The sequence below is a fragment of the Azospirillum terrae genome, assembly GCF_053470425.1.
The window spans coordinates 50,130-62,403 of record NZ_JBPXMR010000013.1 but is presented as its reverse complement, the minus strand read 5'-3'; the positions used below and the strand labels follow the sequence as shown (position 1 = coordinate 62,403).

The following is a 12,274-nucleotide window of genomic DNA, read 5'->3' as shown; positions in this document are numbered from 1 at the left end:
CGTTCACCACCAAACGTTTCGGACGCTTCGGAATTCAGCCGCCAAGCCGCCGCCACCAGCGAATTAACACAACCTAAACCATTCAACTTCTATCGTGCACGTGAAGAATGGCGAGGGAGAGCCGCCGTGGCGACGATCAGTTCCTCAACCCCTGGGGCGGTCGGTCCCTCCGGGATGCGCGACATCGTTGCCACCGCCAAGCTGAAGGCTGGCATTGTCGTCGCCAAGGTGGTGAAATACCGCACGAGGTACCTCGACAAGCCTGAGCGCATCGTGGGTCAGACACGCCGGGATCTCCAGGCGGCAGCGATGCCGTCAGCCACCAGCCGGGTCACGCCGCCATGACAGTCAATTCCATCTCGTACCTGTCCCGGCTGCAAGTTTCGGCGCTCTCGACGACGGCGATCCAGGCACTGTCGACGACGAACATGGCGTCCCTGACGGCGGCGGGGATCAGCGGGCTCACCACGGTACAGCTCAGCGTGCTGTCGACGGCGCAGCTCGGAGCGCTGACGAAAACCCAGATGACAGGGTTTACGTCGACCCAGATCCAGGCCCTGGACTACACTCAGATCACCTTCAGCCCGTCGCAGATCTCGGTGCTGAACGGAGCGCAGCTCCAGGCTTTCAGCACGACCGATCTCAACGCCTTTTCCGCCACGCAGCTGGCTGGCCTGACGGCCACCCAGCTCGGCTTGCTGACGACCACCCAGCTGGACGTGCTGGACACCACCGACATGGCGGGGTTCACGACCACCCAGCTCAAGGGCCTGAGCAAAACCCTGATAGCGGCGCTGTCGACCGCCCAGCTCGATGCGCTGTCCACGACGCAGATCACCGGCCTGACGACCACGCAGATCGGCGCACTGACCACCACCCAACTGGATGTGCTGGACGCCACCGACATCGGCGCGCTGACAACGACCCAGACCAGGGCCCTGACGACGACCCAGCTGGCGGCGCTGACCACCACCCAGTTCAGCGGCCTAACCACCACGCAGCTCAGCGCGCTGAGCGCCAGCCAGCTTAGCGCGCTCAGCACCACCAGCGTGGACTCGCTGTCCGACACCCTGGTGGCGGGCTTGAGCGCCACCCAGATCAGCGGAATGTCGACGACGCTGTTGAGCGCGCTGGACACCACCGACATCGGTGCGCTGACGACGACCCAGCTCAAGGCCCTGACGGCGACCCTGACGGCGGCGCTGTCGACCACGCAGGTCGATGCCCTGTCCACGACGCAGTTGACCGCCCTGTCGAGCGCGCAGATCGGCGCGCTGACCACCACCCAGTTGGGCGTGCTGGACGCCACCGACATCGGCGCGCTGACCGCCACCCAGCTCCAGGGCCTGACCACGAGCCGGGTGGCGGCGCTGTCGACCACCCAGATCGACACCCTGTCGACATCGCAGTTGGCCGGCCTGACCTCGACCGAGATCGGCGCGCTGACCACCACCCAATTGAGCGTGCTGGACGCCACCGACATCGGCGCGCTGACCACCACCCAGGCCAGGGGCCTGACCACCACCCAGGTGGGAGCGCTGACCACGGTCCAACTGGAGGGCGTGACCAGCACCCAACTCGGCGCGCTGTACGCCACCCAACTCCGCGCGCTCACCACCACCAGCGTCGATGCGCTGTCCAACACCCAGATCGCCGGCCTGACCGCCGCCCAAGTCACCACGCTGACGACCACCCAATTGAGCGTGCTGGACGCCACCGACATCGGCGCGCTGAGCACCACCCAGACCAAGGCCCTGGCAGCGACGCAGCTGGCGGCGCTGTCGACCACACAGGTCGATGCCCTGTCCACGACGCAGTTGACCGCCCTGTCAAGCGCGCAGATCGGCGCGCTGACGACCACCCAGTTGGGCGTGCTGGACGCCACCGACATCGGCGCGCTGACCACCACCCAACTCCAGGGCTTGGGCACGAGCCGGGTGGCGGCGCTGTCGACCGCTCAGATCGACAGCCTGTCGACGACGCAGTTGGCCGGCCTGACCTCGACCCAGGTCGGCGCGCTGACCACAACCCAACTGGACGTGCTGGACGCCACCGACATCGGCGCGCTGACCGCCACCCAGACCAAGGGCCTGACCACCACCCAGGTGGGAGTGCTGACCACCACCCAGTTCGGCGGCCTGACCACCACCCAGCTCGGCGCGCTGGGCGCCACCCAACTCGGCGCGCTGAGCACCACCAACCTGTCCGGGCTGACCTCCACCCAGGTTTCCGTGCTGTCGGCGACGCAGGTCAAGGGGCTCAGCACCACCCAGATCAGCGCGCTGAGCACCTCCGATCTCGGCGAACTGTCGGCCACCCAGGTCGGCGCGCTGACCGCCACCCAGGTCGGCGCGCTCACCACCACCGACATCGACGCGCTGTCGACCACACAGCTCACCGGCTTGACTGCCGCCCAGATCGGCGCGCTGACCACGACCCAGTTGGGCGTGCTGGACGCCACCGACATCGGCGCGCTGACCACCACCCAACTCCAGGGCTTGAGTACGAGCCGGGTGGCGGCGCTGTCGACCGCCCAAATCGACACCCTGTCGACAACGCAGTTGGCCGGCCTGACCTCGACCCAGGTCGGCGCGCTGACCACCACCCAACTGGATGTGCTGGACGCCACCGACATCGGTGCGTTGACCGCCACCCAGACCAAGGGCCTGACCACCACCCAGGTGGGAGCGCTGACCACCACGCAGTTCGGCGGCCTGACCACCACCCAGCTCGGCGCGCTGAGCGCCACCCAGTTCGGCGCGCTGAGCACCACCAACCTGTTCGCACTGACCTCCACCCAGGTTTCCGTGCTGTCGACGACGCAGGTCAAGGGGCTCAGCACCACCCAGATCAGCGCGCTGAGCACCTCCGATCTCGGCGAGCTGTCGGCCACCCAGGTCGGCGCGCTGACCGCCACCCAGGTGGGCGCGCTCACCACCACCAGCATCGACGCGCTGTCGGCCACCCAGCTTGCCGGCTTGACCGCCGCCCAGATCGGCGCGCTCACCACCACCCAGGTCGGCGTGCTGGACACCACCGACATCACCGGCCTGACGACGACACAGCTCAAGGGCCTGACCACCACCCAGGTGGCGGCGCTGTCGACCGCCCAGGTCGATACCCTGTCGACAACGCAGTTGGCCGGCCTGACCTCTGCCGAGATCGGCGCGCTGACCACGACCCAACTGGACGTGCTGGACGCCACCGACATCGGTGCGTTGACCGCCACCCAGGCCAAGGGCCTGACCACCACCCAGGTGGGAGCACTGACCACCACGCAGTTCGGCGGCCTGACCACCACCCAGCTCGGCGCGCTCAGCGCCACCCAGCTCGGGGCGCTGAGCACCACCAACCTGTTCGCACTGACCTCCACCCAGGTTTCCGTGCTGTCGGCGACGCAGGTCAAGGGGCTCAGCACCACCCAGATCAGCGCGCTGAGCACCTCCGATCTCGGCGAGCTGTCGGCCACCCAGGTCGGCGCGCTGACCGCCACTCAGTTGGGCGCGCTCACCACCACCGACATCGACTCGCTGTCGGCCACCCAGCTCGCCGGCTTGACCGCCGCCCAGATCGGCGCGCTCACCACCACCCAGGTCGGCGTGCTGGACACCACCGACGTCACCGGCCTGACGACGACGCAGCTCAAGGGCCTGACCACCACCCAGGTGACGGCGCTGTCGACCGCCCAGGTGGACACCCTGTCGACGACGCAGTTGACCGCCCTGTCGGCGATGCAGATCGGCGCGCTCACCACCACCCAGGTGGGCCTGCTGAACGCCACCGACATCGGCGGGCTGTCGGCCACCCAGGCCAAGGGCCTGACCACCACCCAGGTGGCAGCGCTGACCACCACCCAGTTCGGCGGCGTGACCACCACCCAGCTCGGCGCGTTGAGCGCCACCCAGCTCGGGGCGCTGAGCACCACCAACCTGTCCGGGCTGACCAGCACCCAGGTTTCCGTGCTGTCGGCGGCCCAGGTCAAGGGGTTCAGCACCACACAACTCGGCGCGCTCACCACCACCGACATCGGCGAGCTGTCGGCCACCCAGGTCGGCGCCCTGACCACGACACAGGTGGGCGCGCTCACCACCACCAGCATCGACGCGCTGTCGACCACCCAGTTCACCAGCTTGACCGCCGTCCAAGTCGGCGCCCTGACCACGACCCAGGTCGGCGTGCTGGACACCACCGACATCAAGACGCTGTCGACCACCCAGATCAAAGGCCTGGACGCAAATCAGGTGGCGGCGCTGTCGACCGCCCAGGTCGATGCCTTGTCGACGACGCAGATCGCCGGTCTGACGACCACCCAGGTCGGTGCGCTGACCGCCACCCAGGCCGGGGAGCTGACCACCACGCAGTTGTCGGTGCTGACCTCCACCCAGATCGGGGGGCTGTCGACGACGGGCTTCTCGGCCCTGAACGCCACTCAAGTCGGCGCGCTGACCACCACGCAGTTTGCCGGCGTGGGCACCACCCAGTTGGGTGCGCTGACCGCCACCGACGTCGGCGAGCTGGGCACCTCCCAGGTGTCGGTGCTGAGCGCCACCCAGATCGGGACGCTGTCGACGACGGGCCTCGGCGCGCTGAACACCACGCAGATCGCGGTGCTGAGCACGACACAGCTCGGCGGGCTGTCGTCGACCAACGTCTCGGCGCTGGCCGCCACCCAGGTGGGGGCGCTCAACACCACGCAGATCTCCAGTCTGACGACCACCCAGATCACCGGCCTGACGACGACCCAGGCCGGCGCCCTGACGGCGCCCCAGATCGCGGTCCTGTCATCCACCCAGCTCGGCACGTTGAGTTCGTCCCAGCTCGGCGCGCTGGGCTCCGCGGCCGTTTCGAAGCTGTCGTCGACCCAGGTCGCCGCGCTGTCCACGACGCAGGTCGCCGGCCTGACCTCCAGCCAGCTGACCGGGCTGAGCACCACCGACATCGGCGAGCTGTCGGCCACCCAGGTCGGCGCCCTGAGCGCCAGCGCCGTGGCGGGCTTGAGCACCGCCAACATCGACACCCTGACGAGCACGCAGATCGGCGCCCTGACGGCGGCCCAGCTCGGCGGGCTGACGGCGACGCAAGTGGGGGTGCTGGACACCACCGACCTCGGCCAGCTGTCGACCACCCAGGTCTCCGGCCTGACGGCCACCCAGCTCGGGGCGCTGGCGACCACGCAGGTCGCCACGCTGTCCGTCCCCCAGGTCGGCGCCTTGAGCGCCGCCGCCTTGTCCGGGCTGACCGCCACCAACGTTTCGAACCTGTCGTCGACCCAGGTGGCCGCGCTGTCCGCAACGCAGGTCGCCGGCCTGACCTCCACCCAGTTGACCGGGCTGAGCACCACCGACATCGGCGAACTGTCGGCCACCCAGGTCGGCGCCTTGAGCGCCACCGCCGTGGCGGGGCTGAGCACCACCGACATCAGCTCGCTGACGACCACGCAGACCGACGCCCTGTCGGCGTCGCAGATCGGCGCGATGACGATGACGCAGGTGGAATCGATCGGCGCCAGCGGCACCCTCTCGCTGTCGGCCGCCCAGATTTCCGGTCTGACCGCCACCCAGGTGGGCACGCTGACCACCACCCAGATCGCCTCGCTGGCGACCACCCAGATCGGAGCGCTGACCACCAGCGCCATGACCGGACTGACCGCCGACGACATCGGCGCGCTGACGACGACGCAGCTCGGGACCCTGTCCGGGGCTCAGCTCGGGGCGCTGACGTCGACACAGTTCTCGGGCTTGCCCTACGGCGAGATCGCGATGATGAGCACCACCCAGGTGGCGGCGCTGAGCCGCGACGTCATCGCCGGCTTGACGACGACCCAGGTCACCGTGCTGTCCACGTCGCAGATCGGCAGCCTGACGAACAACCAGATCACCGGCCTGACGACCACGAACATCCTCTCCATGTCGAAATCCCAGGCTAACGCCATCACCGCATCGCAGGTGCAGGTGATGTCGGCGGCCCAGATCACCGCGTGGTCCACCGCCTTGCAGCAGCCATAACGGCGATCAGCGGCCAAAGGTCTGAATTGACGGTGATCCTCAGGGGCGACATATCGCTGCCCACGGCAAACAACGCGGGTGAGCACCATGGACCCTGAAATTCTGCAACGCCTTGGCCTCGCGGTGCTGGAGGGTGAGGCCGAAGCGGTCATCTTTTCCGACCGCGACGGGGCGATCCGCCTGTGGAACGCCGGGGCCGAGCGGGTCTTCGGCTTTACGGCGGCCGAAGCGCTCGGTCAGTCGCTGGACCTGATCATCCCGGAAAAGCAGCGCGCCGTGCACTGGAAGGGCTACGACGCGGTGATGGCGAGCGGGCAAAGCCGCTACGGCAGCGGCGACCTGCTGTCGGTGCCGGCGCTGACCAAGGACGGCCGGCGCATCTCGGTGGAGTTCACCATCGTGCCGCTGAAGGACGAGGCCGGCGCCATGCTCGGCATGGCCGCCATCCTGCGCGACGTCACCAAGCGCTTCGACGAGCTGAAGTCCCTGCGGCGCCAAGTGGCGGGGTTGTGATTAATTTCCCTCTCCCGCCCCGGGAGAGGGAGGGGCCCGCGAAGCGGGAGGGTGAGGGTAAATCCAAGCATCCTCACCCTCACCCGGTGCCTCACGGCGCCACCCTCTCCCGGGACGGGAGAGGGCTTACTCTACCGCGACCCGCCCACCAACGCCGGCAGGTCCATGATCGGGCCGTCGGATCCGTCCTCGATGGAGATCGGGTTCTGGCCCCGCGCCCCCAGCGCCAAGCTCACCGGCCGGCCGTTGTTGTGGTTCTTCCACATCTCGTACAGCGCCATGGCCGCGTAGATCTTGGCCTCGCGGCTGGTGTTGAACAGCCACTCCTGGGTCGGCGTCACCCGCAGCAGGCCGTTCTCGCCCTGCTCGATGCGGTCGGCGAACTTGTAGCCCAGCTCGTCGTTGACGCGGCCGACCAGCCGGTCGAAGCCCGACGAGTAGCGGGCGAAGCTGCCCCGCCCCTCGCCGCTGCCGCCGCTGCCCAGCGTGCTGGCCGAGCGCTGGCGCAGCAGGTCGGAGAACACCCAGCCCTCCTCGCCGGTGCGCAGGACGCGCACGCCGGTCCAGGACCCTTCCTGGCGCAGTTCCAGCAGCTCGTCGCCGCGCCGCGCCGTGGTGCGGATCGAACCGCGGTCGGACGGCGCCGCGCGCACGTTCACGCGGTCGCCGGTGATGGTGTAGGTGTCGCCCGGATTGGCCATGACCGGCGTGGTCAACGCCATGAGAGCCGCCGCACCGAGCCCAAAAACGCACAAACGACCCGTTTTCGACTTCCCTGACATCTCTTCTCTCCCGCAAGGCGCATTCTGCATGCGAATGCGTTTCGTCTCCGCTTCAACAGCGGTAGCGGGACAGTCGATCCAACCAAGGTGCGCGGCACCCCGGAAGGGTTAGTCGAATCGCTTCTTGAGCGGGCTATCACCCGCCGGCCAGACGCCGCGCTCAGTGACCTTGCCGCCCTCGAACACCAGCCAGCTCTGCCGGCCGTAGTGCGGCAGCGGCCGCAACAGCGCCCCGAGCGCCGCACCGTCCGCCGCCTCGACCACCAGGACCGGCTTGCCCTGCGCGCTGCGCGCCGTCCACACCCGCGCCGTTCCGCGCCCGGCAAGACTGGCCGGCGCCTCCAGCCGGTAGGCGCGCAGCAGCCGCTCCACCGCCTCGGACGTGCCGATCAGCGCCAGCGGCTGCGCCGGGTCGGTGCGGTCGGGGCCGACGAGGCGCACCTTGCGGTCCATCAGCCGCTCGGCCAGCGCACGGCCGGCCTCGGCCGCCTCCCCTTCGGCGGCGACCACCACGTTGGTGGCGCCGTCCAGCGTCACGTCGCGCAACGTCGGCGGCGCCTCGCCGGGCGCCAGCCGGCGGAACAGGTCGGAACCGGGATCGACCGCCACCGACTTCAGCGTCCCGGCAACCGGCAGGGTGACCGACGTCTCGCGTCCGTCCAAACGCACGATATGGCGCTGCACGCCGGTCAGGGTCTCCACCACCACCGGCACCGACAGCGCGTAGACCGGCTGGTCCTGGCGCAGCGTCACCGACAGCCGGTCGCCCTGCTGCGAGGCGGCGGACAGGTGCAGCACCGGCGCGCCGGCCCGCTCCACCCATTGCGCGAAGAACGGCCCGAGATCGCGCCCCGCCGCCTCCTCGAACACCCGCTTCAGGTCGCTCCAGCCCGCGTCCTTGAAGACGTATTCCTGCCAGAAGCGCCGCAGCCCCGCCGCGAACGCCTCCTCGCCCAGCTCGGCGCGCAGCATGTGGAAGATCATTGCCACCTTGCCGTAGCCGACCACCTGCGAGGCGTCGTGCACCTTGGACTTGAAGGCGCTGACGGGGGTGTCGCGCTCCGCCGGCAGGGCCGCGTAATCGCGCAGCCAGTCCAGCCGCATGGCCTGCGCCGCCTGGCTCCCGCGCGCCTCGGCGGCGGCGTAGTCGGCCATGTAGGTGGTCAGCCCCTCGCACCAGTTGCCCTGTTCATAGTCCACCCGCACGCCGTTGCCCCACCAGTCGTGCAGGATCTCGTGCGCCAGCGACTGGCCGCGCACGAAGGGCAACGGCAGCACCGTCCGGCCGATGTAGGTCAGCCCCGGAAACCCCAGCCCCACGGGCAGCGGCGCCGACACCACCGCGAACCCGGCGAACGGGTACGCGCCGATGCGCGTGGAATCCGTGTCGATGGACCGTTGCGTCACGTCGAGAATGTCGTCGGACAGCCCGTTCAGATCCGGCTCGAAATAGGTGCGCAGGCGGAGCGCGCCGTCCATGCGCTCGCGCACCTCCCACTTGCCGACGAACAGCGAGGGCGCCTCGACGGCGCGGTCCTCGGCGAAGACGGCGCGGTAGCCGCCCTCCCGGCTCTCCTCCAGCAAGGCACCGGTGGCGACCGCGACGAACGGCGCCGGCACCCGCACCGCCAGCCGCCACGTCGGCGGCTCGTCATCGGCCAGCGGCAGCCACGCCGGACCACCCGGCAGATAGGCGCCGTCCTCGCCGGCCGCCGCACCGCCGCCCTTGTGCTCGGGCGTCAGCGCCGCCAGCGTGCCGGCGTAGCGCAGCGTGACCTCGCCCGCCGCTGGCACGGTGAGTGTCAGACTCGCGCCCCGGCGCTCGAAGGGCAGCGGCTGCCCGCCGGCCGTCGCCTCGGCGACCGTCAACTCCGGCGCCAGCATCAGGGTGTGCGGGCCGGGCGGCAGCGCCATGCGGTCGTGCACCTCCAGCCGCCGCGCCGGCGGGTCGAGAGTAACGTCCAGATCGTGCCGCACGCCGGCCGCGAACGCCGGCCCGGCGAGAAGGAGCGCCGCAAGGGCGAGGAGGGGGCGAAGCATTGGCCGAATATGGCACCTCCGCCCCCCGCTGTCAGGGGATCAGCTTCAGGCCGTCAGCTTCACGGGATCAGCACCAGCGCCCCGGTCGACCCGCGGCTTTCCAGCATGCGATGCGCCGCGGCGGCCTCGCCGAGCGGCAGCGCCGTGACCGGCCCGGCCCGCAGCCCCTCCGCCGCCAAGGCCAGCACCTCCGCCCCCGCCCGGCGGTAGGTGGCGAGATCGCCGAGATAACCGAAGACGCTTGGCCGCGCCAGCGACAGCGAGCGCCGTGGCCCCAGATCCCCCACGTCGAGCGGCGGAATCGCGCCACCGGCCTGCCCGACGCTTGCCACGACGCCGAAGGGCCGCACGGCGTCGAGGCTGCGCCTCAACGTGTCGCCGCCGATGCCGTCCACCGCGAAGTCCACGCCCTTCCCGTCCGTCAACTCCCGCGCCGCCGCCGCGAAATCGACCTCCCGATAGAGGATGGCGTGGCCCAGCCCATGCGCCTTGGCGACCTCCGCCTTCTCCGTGCTGCCGACCGTGCCGATGACGGTCGCGCCCAGCCGCTTGGCCCACTGCGTCAGCACGAGCCCCAGCCCGCCGGCCGCCGCGTGCACCAGCAGCGTGCTCCCCTCGCCCACCGGCAGCACGCGCGTCAGCAGCATGTGCACGGTGATGCCGCGCAGCAGCATCGACGCGGCGGTGCGCTCGTCCACCCCCTCGGGCAGACGCAGGACGCGTTCGGCCGGGATGTTGCGCGCTTCGGCATAACCGCCGGCCGGCAGTCCGGCCCAGGCGACCCGGTCGCCGACGGACAGGTCGTGCACGCCGGGGCCGACGGCCTCGATGGTCCCCGCCCCTTCCACGCCGATGGTCGCGGGCAACGCCGGCAACGGGTAGAGCCCGGTGCGATGGTAAACATCGACATAATTGACGGCGATGGCGGCGTGGCGCAGCCGCACCTCACCGGGGCCGGGCGGCGGCAGATCGACGCTCTCCACCCGCAGATTGTCCGGCCCGCCGGTCTCGTGGATGCGAACGGCCTGGATCATGGCGTGTCTCCTCAGTCTGGTTTCTGGAGGCACGCTAATCCGTGGCGCGATGCACGGAAATCCGGCATCCTTGCGCACTCTCTGCGCAAAAACACACAGATCCATGGACTGGGAAAACCTGCGCTTCTTCGCCGAACTGGCCCGCAGCGGCAGCCTGTCCGCCGCCTCGCGCCGCCTGCGCGTGGACCACACCACCGTCTCCCGGCGCGTCTCGGCGTTGGAGGCCGAACTGGGCGTGCGCCTGTTCGACCGGCTGCCGCGCGGCTACGCGCTCACCGAGGCGGGAGAGCGGGTGGCCGACCTCGCCGGCCGGTTGGAGGAGGACGCCTTCGCCATCGAGCGCTTCGCCCGCGGCCAATCCGACGCGCCATCGGGCAGCGTGCGCCTGTCAGCCCCGCCGGTGGTCGCCAGCGCGCTCCTGGCTCCGCGGCTGGCGCCGTTCCGCCGCCGCTTCCCGCAGGTGGTGCTGGAACTGATCGGCGACAGCCGTGCCATCAGCCTGAGCCGGCGCGAGGCCGATCTGGCGATCCGCCTTCAGGCCCCCGAAGACCCAGGGCTGGTCGCCCGCAAGCTGGGGAGCATGGCCTACGCGCTGTATGCCGACGCCGGCTATCTGGCGGAGCGGGCGGACGCGGCGTGGGAGTTCGTCGCCTACGACGACAGCCTCGACCACGTGCCGCAGCAGCGCTGGCTGTTGGCGGTTGCCGGCGACCGTCCGGTGGTGTTCCGTGCCAACGACCTTGCCAGCCTGTTCGCGGCGGCGCGCGCCGGGCTGGGCGTGGCGGCGCTGCCCTGCTTCCTCGGCGATCCCGATCCCGGACTGGTGCGGCTGCCCGCCGACGCGGCCCCGGCGGCGCGGGAGTTGTGGCTGCTCGTCCACCCCGACCTGCGCCGGGCAGCACCGGTGCGCGCCGCCATGGATTTCCTGATCGAACTGGTCGCCGGGAACCGCGCGCTGCTGGAGGGCCGCTGAAGCGCTTTGCGCGTTGGATCGAACCGCCGCGCTTGCTCTTGCCGGCCGCTCGCGCTAGGATAAAAGTCCCCGACGGGGAGCCTACCCCCACGCTGCAGAGCGGACGAGACGGACGGCAAAAATACGTCTCACAACGTCTCATACCAACGCCGAACGGATGCAACACTCAACGGAATCGCGTTTCATAGCGTTTCATAGCGTTTCATCCGGCGCCAGGACCGCGTCCCTAAGCACCGCCGACGCGCCGCTTCACCTCGTGCATCAGCGCGGACAGGCGGGCGTCGCGGATGCCCAGCTGTTCCAGATGCTCCACGGTGTTGACGAGGTATTCGACGTTCGGGCCGCGCTCACCGGCGCAGCAGGCGATGCGCTCGGCCATCACCGCCTCGTCCAGGCAGGGGCAGTATTGCGAGTGCTCGCGGTCGACCACGAAGGTGCAGGCCTCGACGATGCGCCTTTCGCCCCCGAGATGCACGGGCAACAGCTTCGGCCGGTAGGTGCGGTTGATCATCTCCCGCTCCCACAGATAGTCGAGCGTCGCCGGCACGTGCCCGGCCTCGACCCGGAACGCCATGCCGCGGCACGAGCCGCCGCGGTCGAGCCCAAGCACCAGCCCTGGCCGCTCCGGCGTGCCGCGGTAGCGGTGCGAGGCGACGCAGAAGCGCCGGTGATAGCCGTGCAGCACCGCCATGCGCTGCTCGCCCGAAGGGAAGCCGGGGTGCCACATCAGCGAGCCGTAGGCGAACACCCACAGCTCGGAACCGGCGGCGACGGGAATGTCGGCGGCCCAGGCGGGCGCCGGCTTATGGGCGGATTCGGCGGCCGGAACCTCGGCCTGGAGGCATCGCGTGTCGAGCAGCATTGGCCTGCGCAAGTCGCGGAGGGCACCTGACGGCGCCGACGGGTCGAACCTAGCACGCTCTGCAT

Annotated in this window: 8 protein-coding genes; 4 read left to right on the top strand and 4 right to left on the bottom strand. The window is 70.0% G+C overall.

Going from position 1 to position 12,274, the window contains the following annotated elements:
• Nucleotides 1-126: 126 nt before the first annotated feature.
• The 3 genes from ACSVDD_RS24340 (at nt 127) to ACSVDD_RS24330 (ending at nt 6,518) form a co-directional block, all read left to right on the top strand.
• A complete protein-coding gene (locus ACSVDD_RS24340) occupies nt 127-345 on the top strand; it encodes a hypothetical protein (RefSeq protein ID WP_448192003.1) in 219 nt (72 codons plus the stop codon).
• Nucleotides 342-6,005 carry a beta strand repeat-containing protein gene (locus tag ACSVDD_RS24335; protein ID WP_448192002.1) on the top strand — a complete coding sequence of 1,888 codons (5,664 nt, stop codon included), beginning with the start codon at nt 342-344 and terminating at the stop codon, nt 6,003-6,005. Before ACSVDD_RS24340 ends, ACSVDD_RS24335 begins: the two co-directional genes overlap by 4 nt.
• A gap of 87 nt (nt 6,006-6,092) precedes the next feature.
• Complete coding sequence (locus ACSVDD_RS24330; RefSeq protein ID WP_448192001.1) at nt 6,093-6,518, top strand: PAS domain-containing protein; 426 nt, start codon at nt 6,093-6,095, stop codon at nt 6,516-6,518.
• Between the two features lie 131 nt (nt 6,519-6,649).
• On the opposite strand, the gene ACSVDD_RS24325 is transcribed toward ACSVDD_RS24330, so the two are convergent.
• The 3 genes from ACSVDD_RS24325 to ACSVDD_RS24315 form a co-directional block, all read right to left on the bottom strand.
• A complete protein-coding gene (locus ACSVDD_RS24325) occupies nt 6,650-7,240 on the bottom strand; it encodes an SH3 domain-containing protein (protein WP_448192000.1) in 591 nt (196 codons plus the stop codon).
• A gap of 168 nt (nt 7,241-7,408) precedes the next feature.
• Nucleotides 7,409-9,340, bottom strand: coding sequence for a M1 family metallopeptidase (locus ACSVDD_RS24320; protein ID WP_448191999.1), 1,932 nt, complete (start codon nt 9,338-9,340; stop codon nt 7,409-7,411).
• Between the two features lie 59 nt (nt 9,341-9,399).
• A complete protein-coding gene (locus ACSVDD_RS24315; RefSeq protein ID WP_448191998.1) occupies nt 9,400-10,374 on the bottom strand; it encodes a quinone oxidoreductase family protein in 975 nt (324 codons plus the stop codon).
• A 103-nt stretch (nt 10,375-10,477) separates the two neighbouring features.
• Between ACSVDD_RS24315 and ACSVDD_RS24310 the strand changes: the two genes are divergently transcribed.
• Nucleotides 10,478-11,347 (top strand): LysR family transcriptional regulator, encoded by an 870-nt coding sequence (locus ACSVDD_RS24310; protein ID WP_448191997.1) that lies wholly within the window; start codon nt 10,478-10,480, stop codon nt 11,345-11,347.
• Nucleotides 11,348-11,573: 226 nt separating this feature from the next.
• Here the strand turns inward: ACSVDD_RS24310 and ACSVDD_RS24305 are convergent, their stop codons facing one another.
• Entirely contained in the window at nt 11,574-12,209 is a 636-nt protein-coding gene (locus ACSVDD_RS24305; protein ID WP_448191996.1) for a gamma-glutamylcyclotransferase, read from the bottom strand.
• Between the last annotated feature and the right edge of the window lie 65 nt (nt 12,210-12,274).